The sequence below is a fragment of the Schaalia vaccimaxillae DSM 15804 genome (assembly GCF_000420425.1).
GTDB lineage: Bacteria > Actinomycetota > Actinomycetes > Actinomycetales > Actinomycetaceae > Pauljensenia > Pauljensenia vaccimaxillae.
The window spans coordinates 182,327-202,438 of sequence record NZ_ATUX01000008.1; the positions used below are offsets into that span (position 1 = coordinate 182,327).

12 protein-coding genes are annotated in these 20,112 nt (G+C 57.0%); 5 read left to right on the plus strand and 7 right to left on the minus strand.

Annotation, left to right across the window (positions count from 1 at the left end):
* Positions 1-63 precede the first annotated feature (63 nt).
* Both G439_RS0107720 and G439_RS0107725 read left to right on the plus strand, forming a co-directional pair.
* Positions 64-1,404, plus strand: coding sequence for a hypothetical protein (locus G439_RS0107720; RefSeq protein WP_022868608.1), 1,341 nt, complete (start codon positions 64-66; stop codon positions 1,402-1,404).
* Positions 1,401-2,633 (plus strand): RDD family protein, encoded by a 1,233-nt coding sequence (locus G439_RS0107725; protein ID WP_022868609.1) that lies wholly within the window; start codon positions 1,401-1,403, stop codon positions 2,631-2,633. Before G439_RS0107720 ends, G439_RS0107725 begins: the two co-directional genes overlap by 4 nt.
* Before the next feature lie 94 nt (positions 2,634-2,727).
* On the opposite strand, the gene G439_RS0107730 is transcribed toward G439_RS0107725, so the two are convergent.
* Positions 2,728-3,012, minus strand: a complete 285-nt coding sequence (locus G439_RS0107730; RefSeq protein ID WP_022868610.1) for a WXG100 family type VII secretion target — start codon at positions 3,010-3,012, stop codon at positions 2,728-2,730.
* A 24-nt stretch (positions 3,013-3,036) separates the two neighbouring features.
* Positions 3,037-3,375 (minus strand): WXG100 family type VII secretion target, encoded by a 339-nt coding sequence (locus G439_RS0107735; RefSeq protein ID WP_131333592.1) that lies wholly within the window; start codon positions 3,373-3,375, stop codon positions 3,037-3,039.
* Positions 3,376-3,534: 159 nt separating this feature from the next.
* On the opposite strand from G439_RS0107735, the gene eccD reads away from it, so the two are divergent.
* From eccD to G439_RS11565, 3 genes are all read left to right on the plus strand, one after another.
* Positions 3,535-4,845, plus strand: a complete 1,311-nt coding sequence (eccD, locus tag G439_RS0107740) for a type VII secretion integral membrane protein EccD (protein WP_083940827.1) — start codon at positions 3,535-3,537, stop codon at positions 4,843-4,845.
* Complete coding sequence (gene eccB, locus G439_RS0107745) at positions 4,845-6,251, plus strand: type VII secretion protein EccB (RefSeq protein WP_026459519.1); 1,407 nt, start codon at positions 4,845-4,847, stop codon at positions 6,249-6,251. Before eccD ends, eccB begins: the two co-directional genes overlap by 1 nt.
* A gap of 68 nt (positions 6,252-6,319) precedes the next feature.
* Positions 6,320-7,504 (plus strand): S8 family serine peptidase, encoded by a 1,185-nt coding sequence (locus G439_RS11565; RefSeq protein ID WP_165544531.1) that lies wholly within the window; start codon positions 6,320-6,322, stop codon positions 7,502-7,504.
* Position 7,505: 1 nt separating this feature from the next.
* Here the strand turns inward: G439_RS11565 and G439_RS0107755 are convergent, their stop codons facing one another.
* From G439_RS0107755 to G439_RS0107775, 5 genes are read right to left on the minus strand one after another with little or no spacing between them, the layout of a single operon-like run.
* A complete protein-coding gene (locus G439_RS0107755) occupies positions 7,506-9,116 on the minus strand; it encodes a serine/threonine-protein kinase (RefSeq protein WP_022868613.1) in 1,611 nt (536 codons plus the stop codon).
* A complete protein-coding gene (locus G439_RS11570; protein WP_243442567.1) occupies positions 9,113-11,680 on the minus strand; it encodes a transglutaminase TgpA family protein in 2,568 nt (855 codons plus the stop codon). Before G439_RS11570 ends, G439_RS0107755 begins: the two co-directional genes overlap by 4 nt.
* Positions 11,677-12,906 carry a DUF58 domain-containing protein gene (locus G439_RS0107765; RefSeq protein WP_022868615.1) on the minus strand — a complete coding sequence of 410 codons (1,230 nt, stop codon included), beginning with the start codon at positions 12,904-12,906 and terminating at the stop codon, positions 11,677-11,679. The genes G439_RS11570 and G439_RS0107765 overlap by 4 nt, the downstream gene beginning before the upstream one ends.
* A 5-nt stretch (positions 12,907-12,911) precedes the next feature.
* Entirely contained in the window at positions 12,912-13,877 is a 966-nt protein-coding gene (locus G439_RS0107770; RefSeq protein WP_022868616.1) for an AAA family ATPase, read from the minus strand.
* 22 nt (positions 13,878-13,899) lie between these two features.
* Positions 13,900-20,016 (minus strand): Ig-like domain-containing protein, encoded by a 6,117-nt coding sequence (locus tag G439_RS0107775; protein ID WP_022868617.1) that lies wholly within the window; start codon positions 20,014-20,016, stop codon positions 13,900-13,902.
* Between the last annotated feature and the right edge of the window lie 96 nt (positions 20,017-20,112).

A 20,112-nucleotide genomic window follows, 5' to 3' on the forward strand; every position in this document is an offset into this window, starting at 1 on the left:
CATCCGCACGATAATTGGACACTGTTTCAAGTCATCTTCAGTATTGACAGGAGGGCACACACCGTGACACAGCTGCTCGCCTGCACGACCATCATCGATGGCTCCGGTCCACACGACTACACCGTTCCAGAAGGAACAACAGTTGCCGGCCTCATGGCCATGATCGAAGTCGACCTCAGTCAAGGGGCAATCAATCTAACGACACCCAACGGACGCGCAGTAGCCGCCGGAGCTGTCATCGGGCGAGACCTACCCTCGGGAAGCATCATCGCCTTGTCAGGACGCAAGGAATCGCGTCGAATTGCTTCTCAAGCTGCACACCGTAACGCTTTCCCATGGATGCGACGGGTTCTGTCTGGAATCGTCCTTCTGACAGCTTTAATCATTGCCGAGGGCGCCGTACTTGTCGCCCCTTTCTTCACTTCGTGGGCTCCTCCAGGACCGCTGCGATGGGCCACTGGTTTAGTCTGTGCGCTCGTATGCGTCTGGGCTATCACCATTAAGAGAGTGCGCCAAATGCCGTGGCTGGTGATCTCCTTATCACTGCTTTTTGGCCTAACCGCTCTGGCCATTATCCCTCCAACTTCCGAATTCGCCACTGTTGCGGCGCCCCTAGCCACTTTCTGGTGGGCACTCATCGGCTCCATTGTTGCGTGGAACATCTACGGCTTTGTGGTGGCCTCAACGCTCTCTTGGATCTGGGCGGTCATTGTTGCCGTATCAACGATCCGCGCTCTCCTGGAAATTGAATTCGCAGACCTATCACCTATATTCCTAGCAGTGTGCGTCCTGAGCATCTCTCTTGCTCCAACGCTGGCCCTTCGTATTCCCGAAACGCAGTTGCTCGATATGCCTCTGGTGGCGACAACCGCTGGATCATTGCGAGGTCCGACTCCGCATCCGCCCTCGAAAATTACGATGCCACGAGTCTTAAGGACAATGGACGAAGCCACCAGCCGCACCCAGACGATTTTGATCGCATTGACAGTAGTCATCCTGACCTGCATACCATCGGTCTGCCAGATGATGGATTCGCAGACGTGGAAAGGTCGGGCTGCTTTGGCGGTGCTTGTCCTGTCCTGCGTGGCACTCTTGATCTGCGGGAGAGGCCAACGTGACGTGAGTTCACGTATTCTTCCTCGTATCGCAGCGGTGGCCATAGGAATTGGCGCACTGACTTCCCCGCCTGTGATCACAACAATCGGCGTGCCACTGACAGTTGCCATTCTCTTAAGCACAGGCTTGATCAGCCTGTCAGCCGTCGTCATCACCAGCCGGAAAGGGCCCGCCGCTTTAACAGGACGCATCCTCGATATTCTTGAGGCTTTCAGCCTCATATTCATCCTCCCCATCGCCGTATACGCAACGGGGGCCTTTGATTTCATTCGACAGGTGGCATCATGACCGGACCCCTCGCACAGCCAACCCTGGCAGACCAATCCGCACCGCAATCCTCAGACCCTCAGGCTTTTGGTCCGGCAAGCCCAAGTAAACGTTTGGGTGCTCCTGCAATCGACTTGGTGATAGTAGCTGCGGCCTGCGGCCTCATATGGATACTGCGTCCCTCTGTTGTCCTCGTGGCGCTAACAGCGTTGCAGCTGCTCATCGTTGCCGCGGTAGCAATTTCGATCACTGGGCGCAGCTTGGGAGCAGCCGCCCTCAAGACAGCCATCTTGCTTGACAATTCGACTCAGACTCCAGGACTAGCAAAAGCTTCGATCCACACCATCCTCAGCGGCATCATGGCAGTCACACTTATCGGTCTAGTTGCCTCAACATTGACGGGTAAAAACGGGCGCGGGTGGATTGAACGTGCCACTGGCACCCAGATTGTGGATCTGACTCAACCGGTCTATCACTCCGGTTCTGGATATGAACGCGCAGGAACCGGATACGCCAGTATTTCGACACCAAATAGTAATGCGACCCCTCTGGCTCCTAGCGGTTTCGCCGCGGTTGACTCAGCCAAGATTGGCTCACCACTTAGTACACCTAGCTCAACGACTCCGCCAGCTATTCACGGATCCCCAACTCAACCTCTGACTACTGGAGCTACCTACCAGCCGGTAGCACCGCAGTACGCCGCGCAAAAACGTCAGCCTCCAGCCACGCCCACTCTTCCTGAACCGGCTCCAGCGCCGCAGGCCCACCCCGCTGTCGCCACAGTAACTCCGCCTACCCCGGCTGCTCCGGCTCAAGCTCATCCAGCCCCGTCTCCACCTACCGCAGCTGCTCCGACTCTTCCAGAACCTGCTCCACCCACACCAGCTCACACCTCTGCTCCCAAAGCAGCATCTCGCAACGTATGGGCGGTCATGGACTCAGGGGAGCAAGAACGTGTCGACTCATTGCTCGTTCTCGGCAGAGCCCCTAAATCCAATGATCCCAACTCCCGGCTAGTTACCATCGCAGACTCCACTCGCTCACTGTCGCGCACCCACTTGCGACTGGGCCCCACCCGTTCAGGTGTTTGGGTCGAGGATGCTTTTTCTGCGAACGGCACCAGCGCGCGCACCCCGGATGGGACGGTTGTTGAACTCCCCCGAGGCCAGAGACGCTCCATCCCCATTGGAACCGTTCTAATAATGGGAGAACGAACTTTGACAATTACCGCGAACACCGATCAACACTGAAAGAGATCACCAGCACTAACACAAGCGCGGGCCCCTCATCCTTTACGAATGAGGGGCCCGCCTGCAAATATTTCAGAGCCTGGGCTCTACCAGATCACTGGAAGCGAGCTGCGTTAGAGGTGTCAGTCGAGTTGTAGGACTGGTTAGCCGACTCAACCAGGGTCGAAATCTGAGCGAGCACATTACGCATGCCGGTCATGCCCTCGGTCCACTGCTGCTTCGCAACGAGGTATGCCTGCTGGGCGTCGCCTTCCCAGTTGGAACGCAGCTGCTGGAGTTCAGCATCCATGTTGTCCAGAGCAGACTGGATGGCGGTGGCGCCGGCGTTGAGATCGGAGGAGGCTGTGCTGAGCGCTCCGTAGTTCACCTTGAGATCCATGGTTCTTCCTATTCTGCTGCGCGTTCAGCCCAGACGGCTGGCGAGGTTGGCGAAAGTGCTTTCCTGCTCTTGGTCAGCAACGTCGTAGTCGCGCTGCGCGGAGCGCAGGTTGTCTTCGAACTGAACAAGAGCATTGGTGACTTTGCTGGCTTCTTCGTTCCACCGGAGCATCAGTGAGTGGAATGCGGTAGCTGCGGGGCCAGTCCAGTTGCCGCCGATTGCGGCCATCTGGCTCTCAACATTGCTAATACGCGCCTTGAGATCGTCGCGGGTTGCTGAAACGGTATCAGCTCCCTTGAGGATTGCACCCTCGGCTGCAGAAATCTGACCTGCCATTTTGTCCTCCATAATGGGGTTTGCCACGAAGGCTCTTGACCTCCATTGCACTTGACACACCCCACTTTAAGCGAGGGAACCATCTACGTCTATGCCCGTCCATTAAACATGGTCAGATTTGATACAGGAGAACCACTAATCTAGGAGCAGTGCGGTCTGCACTGTGCACAGGATTCGGAGGACCTGATGTCTACGACGACGAGGCCAAGCGCCGCTCTCATGCCGATATCGGTAACGTACGGCGGCGAAACCGTTGACATGTCGCTGCCACAATCTGTTTCACTGGCCGAGGCTGTCCCCGGCATGGTCGATGCTCTTGGCCGCATGGATCCGCGCACTGTATCCGCAGGCTTTGCGGTTGTTACCTCCGACGGCCGAAAGCTCGACCAGTCAAAAACCCTTCCCGACCAGAATGTCAAGGCCGGCGCAGTCCTCACTCTAGAACCAATCGGGCAGTCCGCGCGCGACCTGCGCTACGACGACCTCGTTGAAGCCGTCGGATCCAGCGTAGAGAAGACATCGGACGAGTGGACTCCCGCTCATTCGCTTCAGTTATCGTCACATGCAGCTGCCGCACTCGTTTTAGTTGCCGCAGTTCTGATGGGAATGGGACCTGAGCATGGTTACATCACCGTGGCCATTGGAGTAGTCGGTGCCGCACTTGTCACGGCAGTATCAGCGGTGGTCGCCAAGATTCCTTCCTACGCGGGAGCCATTTCGCTACTGGCCACAGCCCCCGTATTGATGATGGCCGCAGGTTTTAGTCTCGTTGGAGGAGGGTGGAAACCTCTGACGTGGCTGGCGGGAGGAATCGGGGCCCTCATCGCCACCGCAGGATTCTTTGTCCTACCGGCCAGACTCAGAGCAACCATGGGAGCTCCCCTTGTCCTCGGACTCACAATGGTCATCATGGGAGTGATGGGTGCTTACACGGGCCTGCCCGTCGAAGGAGTCGCTGCTACGGCTTTGGCTCTACTACTCATTGTCTCGCTATCAGTACCCTGGTTTGCTTTAGCGCAGCTACCAGTTCACGTCACTGGCCCCTCGTCAATGTCTCCAGTAGATATTGAGCATGTCGAAGGCAAGATCTCAAACTCTCACATCTTCGTGATCTCACTAAAAACTGGCATATCTCTTGCCATGTGTTTCCTTGCTCCCATGCTCATCGGCTCCACTGAAGCAATCTGCCTCCTCGCGTGCGCGGGCGCTGCCCTCATGTTGACGACGCGTTCTCTGAGGTCCCGGCTCGAAGTATTAGTTGGTGTCATCACCGGCATGCTCTTATTTATCTGGGCCACCAGCGGAGCTGCCCTGAGTCTGCCTCACTTGGTTCCTGGCATTGTCGTTGCAGCACTGGCAGTGGCTGCGAGCCTGCTGGCAGTCAACGTAGTGAATTCGCGCATACGTCCCTGGCTCACGCGAGCCGCCAATGCCGCAAGCATCCTCGTTCTGCTCGCCATCTTGCCTCTGACAACTCTTGTGTGGGGGATCCTCTGATGGCATCGAATAAGGACATCCTCGAGGCTCAGCGATACAACAGACGCAGGCTGGTTACAGCCTTTTCGTCGGGCACTCCCGGGGGCAGGGAAATTGAGACGCCCAACAATTTGCGTCCCCTTCTCATCGGCGGCGTCATCGCAGCCGTCATTCTCATCGTCGCCGCAGTCATGGGTCGTTTCTCTCCCACTTTGCCCAAAGACTGGCAAAACTCCACAATGGTCGTCGTTAAGTCCACAGGAGCGCGCTACTACAGTATTGACGCGACGTTACGTCCAGTCACCAACATCACCTCCGCGAAGCTCCTGTCCGAACCAGGTTCGTATAAAACCAGTTCCGTGGCCGTATCCACTATCGAAGGAATCCCCCGGGGATCTCAGGTGGGAATTACCGGCATCCCCGACGACGTCCCTGCGGCCGCGGATTTGGCCTCCGAGAAATGGTTATCATGCGCCCTGCCAACCGGCGTCCACACGTGGGTTGCTGGGATTCCCGAGGGCGCATCACCTGCGCAGGTCGCCCTCGTAACAAATAACGAACGGCAATACCTCGTGACAGGAGGGACACGCTACCTGCTTGATACCACCGGCACACTGGGGCCTGCCCGAGCTTTAGGGCTTGACCAAGTAGCGCCAATCAACGTTGACGCGGCGTGGCTTGACCTTTTCTCAAAAGGGTCCGACCTTGCTGCACTCTCAATTGATGACGCGGGAATACCCGTGAAGAATATGCCCGACGCCCTGGCGTCTTCACGTATCGGCACCATTATTGAAGTACGCGATGAATCTGACGCCCAGGCGCCAACTCGTGCGTACATTGTGACTGGCAACGGTCGGATTGCATCTCTATCGTCGGTGGCACGCCAGATGTATGAGCTCTCCGTCGCTTACCGTAAAGCCGGAAACCCGCTGACAGCATCGATTGCTGACATCCAAAACCTTGACGATGACGGTTCTTTTGGGCCGGCTGATTGGCCAGCCCTGGTCGACGTCGAAAAAGTTGTCGACACGGAGTCCGCTCCCTGCGCAAGCCTCGCTTTTTCAGATTCCGGAGCAGGAACCGACTTGATGTCGATGAGCGTTGCCGCTGCGACTAAAAATATTCACGCTCACTCACAAGAATCTACTTCACCTACGCCGCCTGCCCAATCCAGCGCACAAGTGACCGTGCGAGGCGGTTCGGGAGCTTTAGTTCGAGCTTCTTCGGGCGGCAGTTTCGGAGCCACGATGTTCATCTCGGATATCGGGCGCGCCCACAGCTTAGGCGACAATCCATCGGATGCGATCGCACGCCTGTCGTGGACGTCAGATGATGTTGTCCTCATTCCATCGGCGTGGACAAAGCTCGTTGAACCCGGTGAGGACATGACCGCTGATTCTGTATGGAAAACCGTTGGAGCCCAATGATGCGTCGGCTGGGGTACGCAACTCGACTGGCTGGGATCCTGGCACTCATGGGGGTTGTACTGGCCCCCATGCCAACACATGCAGATGAGCAACCCACTTCGGTCACCGACGATCCGTGCGTAGAGAACTTCAACGAAGACACTCTGGTAGCACAGAGCCCTTCTTTCATTTCGCAACTGGGAATGAACGATGCTTGGCAGCTTTCACAGGGCGGCGTCCTCGTGGCCGTAGTTGATTCAGGTGTGGACGCTTCGAATCCTCATTTCGCTGGCGGAGTTGTCCTCGAAGGTAAAGATTTCGTCGGACAAACCGATGGGCGCACTGACCTTTCTGGACATGGAACAGCTGTGGCAGGTCAAATCTCAGCCAGACAGGTCGAAGGTTCCGGCGTTGTCGGAATGGCGCCAGCATCTCGAATCCTGCCAGTTCGGGTCTATGAAAATAGCACTTCTGAAGCTATAAAGGCTGGGAAAGGCCCCGATTCTCGGGTCACCGCCGAAGGCATCCGATGGGCAGCAGACCAAGGGGCAGTAGTGATCGCAGTCCCAGCTTCTTCGACCTCGACCCTGCCCGAACTTGAAGAGGCGGTACGCTACGCGACAGACAAAGGAGCTTTGGTCGTCGCCTCCGCGGGCAACGCCTCGGGCCAAAACCAGGGGGATGCGAATACGCTTCGGTATCCGGCTGCATACCCGCAAGTCCTCTCGGTGACCGCCGTTGATGTCAACGGACTCCCCAGTGACAGTGTCGTTACAGGGGAACATATTGAAGTAGCTGCCCCGGGTTCCAATGTATTAACAACCTACAAAAGCTACGGTGACTGCATCCTGGCTGCAGATAGCCCCACGACCTCGTACGCCACGGGATACGCAGCCGCACTGGCCGCGCTCATCGCCTCTACCTATCCTTCGGAAACCCCTCAAGAATGGGAATATCGGATCCTAGCCACCGCGCTGCGCCCCAACGCCGCACAAAAGTCGAATCGCCTCGGCTGGGGAATCATCGCACCCTACGACGCCCTGAATTTTACGAACGACGGGAAAACCCTCGGCCCAGAAAATCCGAAGTTTCCAGCTCCCTCCAAAATCGCAGAACCCCTGATGGTCCGACCTGAACCCACCGTTGACCGCACTGGCGCAAAACGACAAGTGATCTTCGCAATCACCGGCGCGGGGGCCGCAGCAGTCGCGGGAATTATCTTGGCGTCGTGGATCCGTCAACGCCGATCAGCGGCAGCAGGCAAGAACCGCTGACTCAATCAACGGTGATGCATTGACTCACGGGGATGGATTGACGTCCTCGGTCGCTGACAGCAATGACTTCCAGACAGTTTTCCCCCGGAACCGCCACAATCGTCACCGTATTGGCACGAATATTATTGAGTACCGGGTCTTCTCCTGGACGTGTCGCCGTGTATAAGAAGTGATCAGTTTGGGCCTTGTGGAAGCCCTGGTCTGACTGTCCACCTGACTGAGCCTGCTCAGCGGCCAGCCACGTCCATGTCACCTTGCCATCCACAACGGCACCTTCAAGGGATGATACGGGGGCTGGGGGTGCATCAACTGGGTCATCAACCTGCCCGCCGTTGTTCCCCTTATCCTGGGGCGGAGCGATCTGGCGTCCTCCGCCGGTAAGCATGGCAACAACCAGTCCAGCGATAATGACCGCAGCTAGGACAACGAGGGCGATGATGCTCCAGGCAGAGATGCCACGCGAAGCTGAGTCTTCGCCTTGAGCCGAAACAACCCTACGACCCGTAGTTTGAGAACGAGGTTCGTTCCACGAGTCCGCATGGGCCTCAACCGCAGAATCAAAGTCAAAACTTGGAGCTCGCAACCGTGTTCGGTCAGCGTCCACCGAAGGCATGGAACGCATGCGTGTGCCCTGATCCACGTCGACTCCTCCACCCATATGGGGCATATCCGTAGCGGCCGCACCACCAAGGGACGAAGGAGCAGAAGGAAGGGTTGGACCGGTAGCAGGCTGGGAGTCCCTAATTTCGAGGCGGGTCACAGGTCTACCCATTAAACGTTGGATGCCTTGAAGAGCCCTACCAAATTCTGCTGCCGACGCAGTACGTCTATGCACATCGACCTGCATCGCATGCTCCAGGACCTTCTCCAACTGTGCAGGAGCGTCGGCGCGCCCAAGGCCTCGGATTCGTCCTGACCGGACTCGGGCCGCAATAGATACCGGAGCGTTGTCACCGAAGGGGTCTTCGAAAGGACTTCGACCAGACAGCAAAGTCCACGTCGTAGCGGCCAGCGCCCACACATCCTGGGTGGGGTGAACGTGGGTCCGTTGATCCTGCTGTTCTGGGGGAGCCCACAAAACAGAAAACCCATCGAGGAAACCTTCCTCCAGGGCACCGATTGGGGAAGCGACACCAAAGTCGGACAAAACCGGGCGACCGTAGGAATCCAACATCAGGTTGGCGGGCTTGACATCCCTGTGGACGATTCCCGCGCGGTGGAGCATTTCGACACCGCCGCTAATTTGGATCATGATGTCAAGGGTTTGATCAATAGACATTGGGCGCGCCCGAACCTGTTCGCCAACATCGGCGACCGGGCAGTATTCCATGACAAGGTAGGCGCGACCATCCTCGGTGGCACCCGCACCGTAGAGCTGAACGATCGCAGGGTGACCGGCAATCGCTGTCATTGCGTCGGCCTCGCGTTTGAGCTCGGCTAGGCCCCGTTCATCATTTCCTGACCGGACAACTTTAATTGCCACGTCACGCGAGGGCAGTAGTTGGTGGTACAGGTGGACATCGGCAAAACCTCCAGCACCCAGTGGGCGCACCCATTCAAAGCCAGGAAGATCCGGGCCCCTTAAAATCGCCGCTGTAGGAGTCGGTGTCATTGTCTTTTCCTCCTATCGCAGCGGCGCAAACGTGAAGATGCCACTGCAGCATCTTTATTCACTGGGTTTGTTTTTGCTTCTCGGGCGAGGCATTGGCGCTGACTACGCAAGCGGCGACGACGAAGGAGCGACTTGAGTGAAAGGGCTCGCCGGATCCTCGTGAGAGGACGAGCCCCTAACCGAAGTTCAGCCCGCAAAGCGTCAACGTCTTTCCACGCGAGTTCAGATTCTTCACGTGATGCTTGCCCATCAGCGAAGTTAGCGACATCAGCTCTCCTCGCGATTGCCACCGCGGTTGGAACTTCTTCAGCAAAAAGGGTCCAACCCGGGATTGCAGTGTGACCTTGGGGTTGCTGAGCTGCGTCAGCTTCGTTGGCTGGCGACGAGGACGGCGAGCCCCACACGGACGCTAACTCCCACGCCGTTTCTTGGCGGGTCTTGTGGGCGTCAATATCGATTCCGGCATCGGTGGCTAGGTCTACGACCTCATCCCAAGAGCCAACGAGGGCGAGGCGCGAATCATCGGCTTTGCGCCGACCACGTCGGCGAAGGGCCTTCAGCGCAAGGATCGCCAGTATGGGAGAAATAACAACCAGGATGCTGACCGAAACCCCGGCGATGATCCCCCAAGGAATTTGCGAGCGCTGATCATCCTCCGACTTGGAGTCTTTGTCGGATGTGGTCGGCGGCAGTTCCACTGGTTCTTCTGGTGGTTCAGGCGGTTGAAGCACCTGAGGTCTTGGTACTGATCGGGGTTCGGGGATATCCGTCTGCGGTTTCTGGTCACGAGGCGGCGTGGGGTCAAAAACTCCCCATCCGATCCCCTCAAACTCCACTTCGACCCACACTTGCATGTCGCTGCCATAAAAGATTGCCTCGCTGCCGGCGCCGGTGTCTGGTGAGCGGAATCCCATGACAACTCGCGCGTTCATCCCCAATGAGTGGAGCATGAGGGCCATAAGCGCCGAATATTGTTCATCGTCGCCAATGAGTTGTTCAGCTTCGAGCATGCGAGCCAGACGATCAGCGCGGTGTCCGGGCCTGGACTGGGCTGTGTCCTCATTCGAATAGAAGCCGTGATCCGCTAAGTGACGTTCGATGGCACGAGCTTTAGCCAGCGGCGACTGTTCTTTCGCTGAGATTGCTGTGGCGGCTTCGGCAATAGTGTCAGGCACGTTGGAGTCTCGACCATGGAAATCCACAATCTTGACGTCGTTGAGCTGGCCATCGGAAAGATTCGGCTCCACGTAGGAGTTGACCGTGTATGACATGGCCGAGGTCGGCCCCGTCGTCAAGGCAGTATCCGACCACAGATCAGCGTGTAGGCCGTCCTGCTGGGCATCAGCATTCTCACCGGTGAAAACAACACTGTGCGCGGTACCTATCAGAGGCACCCACGGGCCAATGATCCCGGAAGTCTCAATCGTCATCTCCGCGGGTTTAGCCCCATCGGAAACGACTTGCTCTGGCAATCGTGAGCCCACGGGACGGTAGCCGGAATCGGGATAAGTTTCGGCTTCACTCATGCCAAAAGTGGTGCCGTCGTAGGAGTCCATTACTGCCACTCGGACTCGACTACTCTCAGGCAAGCCTTTAATGGACAGGAGTTTTTTCTTCTCCAAATCCGTCGTGTAGTGACGGTACGCCGCAAGGGGCGAAGGATAGTCGCGGACTTCAAGGGGAGGTTCAACCAGGTCGCGGGCTACGATACGCGAATTCCACGGGCCCCATTGGATCGTTGCGGGCAGTGCTATTCCGGCTCCGAGGGCGGCCATGACGAGGGCGGACACAGCTCGGCGCCCAACGTTAACGGCACTGCGTGAACGTCCCGTCGTCGACGAGGCTGCAGCATCTGTCGCAGTGACGGTAGCTCCCCTACCGACAATAATGTCTTCTCCGGCATCGATCCTGCGTCGTTGAGCTGCACCGGCCCACCACAGTAGGACCATGACCCACCACAAAACCACAGGCCAGACGCTGGGGCGTGTTCCAGATTCACCAAAGGCTACGCCAATGATGCCCATGACAATAATTGGGATCGTGCCGACAATGGCTCGGCCCCAACGGGCGGTCGCCAAGCCCGCTAAAGTGGCAGCCACCAAGCCACTGATCCATGGAACCAAGGCGGGACCCACATACGAGGAGGCAGGCGGCGTAATAGTGAGCAGATCTTTCCACGCCTGGACCGACCCCAGGACCAGCGTCTGAAGAGTATCTGCGCTGGGGACCACCCGGAATATGGTGGTGGTCGGAAGAGCGATGGCCCCTCCCAGGAACAAGTGGGCTCCCAAAACCGCAGCTAAGGTGGACAGCACATCCCAACGCCACCGCGTTGAGGCGGCCGCGATGAGTAAGCCCACCAGCACCCCTGCCGCCGCAGCAAATGCGCCTGAGAGGTCTCCAAAAATGGGTTCGTGGGTCAAAATTGGCCCAACGAAGAGCAGCGCAACGACGAGCAGCGACCACTGCGGGAGTCGGCCTCGTCGGCGCCCACGCATTGTTGCACTCATGGGAGTCGAATCGTGTGCGCTACGCCTTCTGTTAGGTGGGGAGGGAATCGTCATGACAATGCGCCTCCAGCTATAAGGCGCGGAAGATCATCGAGGCTGGGGCAATCCAGCAGAACCCCCGAAGTGAGGCGGCGACGACGCCTTGAGGCTCCTGGCCGGACTCGAATGACGATCGTAGAGATGTCAGCGCTTGAGGATGTCGTAATTCGAGCTGCCGTTTCATCCGTGGTTTCAGGGCTGACAATCACCGTCAGGGCCGACACTCCTCCACGTTCTTGCAAACAGTGTCGAACTCGTGCTTCAACGTCAGCATTGTCTTGGGATTCGACCTCGGTTAGGTCGTCGAGCATACGTATCGGAGAACTTGTCGACACCCAAGCTGATGAGGTACTCATCGACACTGTGCGCGATGAGCCCAAGCCCGCCAACGCTAGAGACGCCCCTACAGAGATTGCCGTTTCGAAGGCTTCGCGCGGCCACTTCTGGACGCCGGTATCGACGACGATCAGATGGTGGGAACGGCGAGTCTCCTCAAATTGGCGAACAATTAACCTTCCAAGCCGAGCGGTAGATGTCCAGTGCACATTACGTCTGTCGTCACCCGGCTCATAGTCACGCAACGCATGAAAAGATACGTCCGACGACGACAGTTTCGCTGTCGTCACGCCCTCGACATCGACCTGAAATCCAGTGGCATCAAAAGGAATGCGAACGGTACGCGGATGGACACGCAAAATGTCGGGCTTGTCCCACACGCGCACGCGCCGCAGCAAACCCAGCCCATCGGCACGCACCGAGCGTGCCGGTCCCACCGCGATAAGGCCACGTCGCCGTGTCACCACCGAAAAGACCTCTTCCCATTGGGCCTGGGGCGCCAAGGGCGGCACAATGAATTGCCCTGCTCCCTGACCAATGGGAAGCTCGATGACTCCCGTACCCGCAGGCCGGTTGCGCATATTCGTCACCGTAATACCGCCGATGGCTGTTTGCCCTGCAACAATGCGCTCTTGCGGGAGGCGAATCTCAATGCGGTGAGGGGTCGGCCAAATGACCAAAATGAGAGCAAATATCAGGATGACCCCACAAATAATGGCAATGACGAAGGCCTCGACCCACCCCCACGTTGACGCCAACCACATTGCGATCAGGGCACAAACAAACACCGCCCATCCCGTGCGCGTCACGGTTCGCAGCCACCCCAGGCAGAAGCCAACAATAGGGATACGGGCAAAGCCTGCGACCTTATCGCGGGCTCTTCGGATCAGGTTACGTACAGGCACAGGATTCAGGCACCCACCGCCGGGGCCGGAACGGTGGTCAGCGCACGATTAATGACACCTTCAGCGGTTGCGCCGGAGAAAGCAGCATCCGGATCGACGACGATTCTGTGGGCCCACACGGGGACAGCAAGGGCTTTGACGTCGTCGGGCAGAACGAAGTTTCGCCCCTGGGCAGCCGCCCAAACTCTGGCGCAGCGGGCCATTCCGATAGCTCCTCGGGTGGAGACGCCCAAGGTGGAAGACTCATCCTGGCGGGTTGCCTCGGCGAGTGCGGCAATGTAGTCAAGAACAGCGCGATCCGTGTGGTTCTGGGCCGCCAATTCAGCCAAGCGCACCACCTGGTCGGCTTTGAGCAGGGGCCGAACCAGCTTGGAACGGTCGGGCGCGGCAGCTCCTGCCAACACGTCAATCATCGCAGCGCGAGAGGGGTATCCGATTGAGGTCTTCATTAAGAAACGGTCGAGCTGAGCTTCGGGCAACGGATAGGTGCCGGCCTGTTCAATCGGGTTCTGGGTTGCAATCACCATGAAAGGCTGGGGCGCCGGGTGACGTACACCGTCTACGGTCACCTGTGCTTCTTCCATTACTTCCAGCAGGGCCGACTGGGTTTTCGGCGAGGCACGGTTAATCTCATCAGCCAACACGATCTCAGCAAAGATTGGGCCCCCGTGGAACGACCAGTCTGCGGTCTTTTGGTCATACATATTGACGCCGGTGATATCCGACGGCAGCAGATCTGGGGTGAACTGGATACGCGCAGTCTTGGAGTCAATGACCTTGGACATGGCGCGGGCTAGCGCTGTTTTTCCGGTGCCTGGCGCGTCCTCGAGAAGCAGGTGACCACCGGCAAACATCGTCGTCAGTGCGAGCCGAATCGTTGTTTCCTTGTCGAGGACTGCCACGGCAATGCCGTCGACCAGACCAGCGAAAGTCTGAGCGAATCGGGTTGTGTCTTCAATGCTGATGGTCATTTCAGTCCTGAATCCTTACTGGTCAATTCGAGCATTGCACGAGTCCGGGGCGACGCGCCCACAGTCCTTCAAGTTCTGCCTGGCTTCCCATCAGGGTTCTAATCCCCGTGAGAACATCATCCTTACCTCTGATATACACCGTCTTTCGAGTCGAATTATCAACATCGGAAGTGACGACGCACGACATTGGTTTTGCATTATTCGTCCAGCCAACGGGTCTGAGAGAGAAAGTGAAGCATGGTTCGGGTTCTTGGACCACGCCCGACTGCGCGTCGTCCTCGTCAGCAGGCGATTGCACCCGCGGGAGGACATCTGCACCGCAAGAATTGCTCCAAACGACCTGGATGTCCATGGTGGTGCTGGCCGTTGCTTGGTTAGATTTGACCTTCCCCCACTTATTTTCAATCTCGAGGACGAAGGAATGGTCCTTACCTGGATCAAGGTCAGTGACAAGGTGAGAACCGGCCTTGTAGTCGACTTTGATGGCAGTACCATTCGCTGTCAAAACGGCCTGTGAGACAGCCGGGCTTGCCTCTTCTACGGTCCACTCAACCTTGACCTGTGTGGTTGATGTTGGCGTGGCAGACAACCCTGGCGCATTGGGTACGGACTCGGCAGCCACAGCTGGCGCCGTAACAACTTCAGATGCCGATGGTTGGCCTAACGAAGACATGCCGGTCTGGCAGAAGTCATATGAGATTGGCGCATTGTCTCCGGAATTAATGACGCCAGATGATGCGGGGAACTCAGGGCTTGACGCACTACATCCTTCGCCGGCCACCGAATAGCGCAATGTCAGTTCACCTTGCGAGTAACCGCGTCCAGGCGACTTCTCAAGGCCCACCACCTTCAGTTCGCCTTTCTTACCCGTGGGCCGCAAGGCCAGTCCATTAGCTTTGGGTGCAAAAGGAATCGTTGAAACTCGAACGGTTGATGTGCCCACCTGGGACTTGACGCCACGCGCATTTGATGTCTGAACCGACACAGTGTGTTCAAGTTCCGGGGAAATGCCCTTAAGAACGGCTTTCGTGTCATTCGGGCCAACTGTCTGCGTCACTGAACCAATAGTGATTGTTGTTGATCCCCATTCGGCATCCTGGGGAGTACCACGATCCCATGACACTTCAAGCGTTGCCGTTTCCCCGTCGGAACTAGATTCGGTGACAACAGTGCTAGTGATCCATGGCGTATCCGGGGTTCCATAGGGCGTGCCCACTGCTCCATCAGAGCTTTGCGACGGCTGCTTGGCACCATTGTGAGCAACAATGCTCACCGTGTAGGACTGTCCATTGGTCAAATCAGAAACCACAGTGCTCGTACCTGTAACGTCAATCGTCCTGACGCCACCCGCTCCAGCAATGGACACTGTGTAACGCTGGATCGCAGACCCTTCATTTTCGGGAGGAATCCAAGAAATCTGGAGCTGACGATCTGCAGCCTCAATCGTGGGGGTCGGCATCTTCCCCGGCACAGCATCGACGAGTTCTCTATTCGAAACTTGAGAGGAGTCAGAAAAATCAACATCATTGTGTGCGCGAACACTGAAAGCGTGCTCCACACCATTCGTCAGACCCGAAATCTGGCAGGCAGTGATCTCACATCTGGTGATCTGACCCGTCACCACATTCGTGACCTCGTAGAAATCAATTTCCGCCCCGTTGTTAGCACCGGGAGTAAAGGTCACCATGGCTCTTCCGGCACCCATCACGGACGCTTTAACAGCAGAAGGAGGCTCAGGACGATCACGCACTACGAGGACAACCCTGCCCTGAACATTACGCGCCGGATCTTCAGTGGCATCAGCAACCTTGTAGGTCACCACCATCGAGCCAGTGGTTCCGGCTTGGGGCGTAATCGTCAAGCGATAGCTATTTGAATCCGGATCCAAAGTCCCGGCACCCACTTGGAATTGAACCGAGTGAATACGAAGTCTGGTCTCCTTGAAGGGATTGAACAGAGCGGGCGTGAGATCAACAACCACAGGTTTCCCAGCATTCGCCGTCGTGATTTCAATATCGGTTGCCCGCGGCAATGGAGCCGTCGAAGAGACTACCTTGACAGGAATCTGGGCCTGAACTGGGCCCGACCCATCGTCAACGGAAACGGTGATTGGATCCAAATCCCCCTGCGGTTGACCAATAGCCGCTTGAACCGACAGCGTGTGATCTTTAAGGGACACTGTCGCACCCGTGGGACTCTTAATGAGTTCGTATGCAAAGGTCGTTGGGTCACCATCATCGGGGTCATGAACCATCAGTGACAAGTCGTAAAGAACCGGATCGTCTCCGGCAGCAACCTTAATCGCCGTTGGCGTGAGCGTCGGCGGGTGATTGGTCACCGACTTAACCTTGAGAGGAATGGTCAAGACGGCTGATAAGGCCGAATCGTCATCAGCCAGTCCATCGCGGGCCTCGAACGATATAGAGCTCTTGCCAACATAGTCTTTCGACACATGGAACTTGATCGTGTGATCGCCCTCGAGTGTCATTCCCTGGTCAATGCCAACTGAGCCTTTCAGGGTGGACTCATCGACGATGTGCGCTGTTCGACCCGCACGCACCAAGACAAAGTCCTTAATGTCAACCGTGACGTCTTCACCTGCTCTGACCTCAAGGGGAACGCGAGTCTCATCAATCATCGGTCGCGTCCGGTCAATGCCGGGGACGAAGACGACAGCAGAGGCACTCAAACCGTCCTTATCGGTGATCGTGTAAACGACATGGGCGCGCCCAGCCGATGGAGTGATCAGTAGATCCTGGCCGTCAACGGAGGCAAGCGGAGAATCCGTCGAGACTTGCAGATCGGCAACGACGCCGTCGGGGTCGTCATCATTAGCTGTAACAGGAACTCGCACTTTGCCTGTGCCTTCAGGCAATTCGGAAACAGCAACAACGTCATCGCGCGCGATAGGTGGTTGCAGCGGCGCGTCCTCTTTGACGTGGATAACCAGGGTGCCCGTGGCAAAACCGCCGTGCCCATCGGTGATGTCATAAGCAATCGAGTAGTCGCCTTCTTGCTTGGGTGACTTAAAAGTGATCGTCTGGCCGGTGATGCGCTCCCCCAGCCCCTCGACGCTGGGCACTAACGAATCTTCCACCAAAGAAATGACGTCACCGTCGGCGTCAATATCGTTGACGAGGATGCCCACCGACACTTCCCTATTGGAGCGAATCGTAATCAGGTCGTCAACCGCAATAGGATCCTGGTTACCTGTGGCAGGAGGCGCGATACCAACGCGCACACGGGCAGTTGCTTGTTTACCTTTTCGATCCTCAACAATGTAGGTAAAAACATCTGTGCCTGCCGACTCCTTGGCCGGTGTGTATTCGAGCCAGTCAGTACCCAATTCAACAGTGCCTTTGGTGGGTGACTGTTCGATACCGATCAGGGTGACCGAATCACCGTCTGGGTCAATCCCATTGAGCGGAACTGGAATTCTGGTCATTTCTGAGGTGACAGCCCAAGCGGTCAAAGCTTTAGGTTGCGGAGCAGAGTTCGTTTCAGAATCGGCAATCACCTCAAATGTCACCGTCGAAGAAGCCTTATTTCCCGCTGAATCACGCACCGTATAGGTGACCACTTTGATGCCGGGGGCATCTCCAGCTTCGAGGCGCACAAGGTTGCCGGTAACGAAGGCTTTGCCCAACTCAGGTCGATTCGTATTGTCCTCGACAGTAGGGAGGACTGATAGAGGTAAGCCTGCAGGGGATCGATCATTGGCCAATACAGCCACTGAACCAATATCCCCGACCCTGACCTTTACTGCGTCAGGATTGACCTCGGGAACCTGATTAATGTCCTGGGACTTCGTGGGAACAACGGTCACCTGGGCCTTTGCAGTGTCTTGCCCATTTGACACGGTATAAGTGAAAGCCACCGAGTGTTCTAAGCCAGCCGGAGCAGTAATCCTCAGCAGGTGGCGATCAATGAGCGTCACCTGCAAACCCAAGGAGTCCGGCACCTCGACGCTTTGGACAACAAGCACTCCACCAGCGGGATCAGAATCATTTGCCAAGGGGGCGACCAGAGTCGATCCGCCTGCGGGCAAAACTGCCAGATCGTCCTCGGCAATAGGAGTTGCTTTCTCTTGAGCAGCAACAACGTCGACGCGAATGACACCCAACGCGGTCGACGGACCATCTGTGACCGTGTAGGTGAATTGGTAGGACCCTGGAGCTGTTCCAACGAAAGTGATGGTGCCCAGATTCAGGTCGGGCGTCAGGGTGGTGGTGACTGGCGCAACGGACACCGCAACCAGCGACAAGGCGTCACCATTGGCATCCGTGTCATTGGTCAGCGGATCCAACACCAAGGGCTCCCCTACTCGCGCCACATAAAAGTCGGCGTTAGCTACAGGGGGAATGCTCCCTGGTTCTTGAACATTGACGGTCAAAACTCCGCTGGTTGTTTCCTGGCCGTCAGAGACCAGTACTTCAATGGTTTTGGTGCCCGCACCCAATCCCAAGTCCTTGACCGAGACCGTTCCGTCTTCGGAATACTGAATGGACAAACCATCTGGAGCAACCGCGTTGGCCAGATAAATCTGGTCACCGTCAGGGTCGATCCAGTCTGTCAGAATGTTGTATTCAATCTGCGCTTCAGCACCAAGTTTGATCACGGGATTACGCAGCTGCTGGGGGCCTTCATTAACCGACCAAGGATGAACAGTCAGTGTCACCGTGGCTGTGTCGGCTGCTTCACCGTCAGTGACTTCGTAGGTGAAGGTCGTTGTTCCCGTCTGTTCGTCGGAAACATCAGTGATCTGTAGGGCTCGTCCCCCGCGGGTACGGACAACTCTGCCAAACTCAGGTGTCTCAAGGACGCGTGCGGTCAGCACATCACCATCGGGATCTGAGTCGTTTTGCAGGACGGGAAGGGTTGTGGAACGGCCGGGGCGAATACCAAAGTCGTCGTCAACGGCTTCTGGCGGGCTGTTCTTTTCGTGCCGCTCTGGGTCGGCGATTTCCTCGTTGATTTCCGGGGTTTCTTCTTCAACCTTGTTCTTGACAAGGTCCTTTTCGACCTCGTCCCAGTTGTCCATGAGGACCATGTTTTCGTCGGGCAACCACACCGATCCGTTGCCAGTGTCGTTGAGAACAATACGAGTCCGGTTGGTTCTAAACGTGATCTCACCTGCGCCCTGCAGGCTTCCAACGATCTGCGACTGATCGAGGGTCGAGTCGTCACAGACCCGCAAGTATGCGCCTGATACAGCCCACGCCCCATAACTACATCCGTTGTGACGTACGGGAGCAGCCGCATTTCCAACGACATCATCGCGTACTGCGCCTAGTACCTGGGCCGGACCTCCATCTAAAGGAACAGCAAACAAAGCGGTGGTCGTGGACAAGAGGACCCGATCCCAGTTTGGGCCTGGCAACTGAAGGACGGCTCCCGAACCGATGCCCTGCTCCATGAGGTCGTAGAGTTTGCCGTCGGGCAAAACCAATGTATTCGATTTGGAATCGAGACCAACGGGCTGATCGCCCACAACGGTCAATGTTAAGTCGGCAGCTGGCGACAAACCAGACACCGTCGTTGTTGCCGTGTCAATGACTTGACCGGAACGTTGAACGCTGAGTAATTCGCCGGCAACAGCTGACAGAGCGTAGACATTACCCGTGGTGGATGTGGCCACTGCTCCGGCATCCAGTCCGGTGGCCAGTGATGTTTCTTCCGTGTACGAGGTCGAGGACGGGGCTGTCGCATCAGCCATCCACAAGTTTCCCTGGGTCGGATCGATGACTCCGAGGGAAGTACCGCCTTGCATGGCAGAGGCACCCTCGGGCAACGAAGTGGCAGCACCTAAAGCAACATTGGCGACGTCAACGGGAGCCAGGGAACGGGAAGTGAAGTCGGAGAAGGTGACGGTGTCGCCTGCCTGCCCAATGTCAAAATTGGTGGACTCGGTGATGAATGCGCCGTCGAGGACTCGGGCGTCGTAGTTCATGTGCCCGACCATGAGTTTAGCTTCGTTGGTGACCCAAATACCGCCGTCATCAACATTGACTTCGGTGGTTTCGACGCCGCGGTGAATGATGGCTAAAAGCGAAACAACCATCGCAAATACGAGAACGACAATCGCCGGACTGCGTTTAAGCAGGTTTCGGCGACGGCGTGATGCGGCGCGAGAAGCCATAGGCACCCCATTGCTTGTCCCGACAGATGATTATCGGACAATATTCTGACACGCCTGCCCCTATAAAAGGGAGGGGTCTTCATGTCTTGGGATGAA

Coding starts and splice junctions, on each gene's coding strand:
- eccD (WP_083940827.1), top strand. CDS start 3,535: ATGTCTACGACGACGAGGCCAAGCGCCGCTCTCATGCCGATATCGGTA.
- G439_RS0107725 (WP_022868609.1), top strand. CDS start 1,401: ATGACCGGACCCCTCGCACAGCCAACCCTGGCAGACCAATCCGCACCG.
- G439_RS11565 (WP_165544531.1), top strand. CDS start 6,320: ATGCCAACACATGCAGATGAGCAACCCACTTCGGTCACCGACGATCCG.
- G439_RS0107730 (WP_022868610.1), bottom strand. CDS start 3,012: ATGGATCTCAAGGTGAACTACGGAGCGCTCAGCACAGCCTCCTCCGAT.
- G439_RS0107775 (WP_022868617.1), bottom strand. CDS start 20,016: ATGGCTTCTCGCGCCGCATCACGCCGTCGCCGAAACCTGCTTAAACGC.
- G439_RS11570 (WP_243442567.1), bottom strand. CDS start 11,680: ATGACGATTCCCTCCCCACCTAACAGAAGGCGTAGCGCACACGATTCG.
- eccB (WP_026459519.1), top strand. CDS start 4,845: ATGGCATCGAATAAGGACATCCTCGAGGCTCAGCGATACAACAGACGC.
- G439_RS0107770 (WP_022868616.1), bottom strand. CDS start 13,877: ATGACCATCAGCATTGAAGACACAACCCGATTCGCTCAGACTTTCGCT.
- G439_RS0107755 (WP_022868613.1), bottom strand. CDS start 9,116: ATGACACCGACTCCTACAGCGGCGATTTTAAGGGGCCCGGATCTTCCT.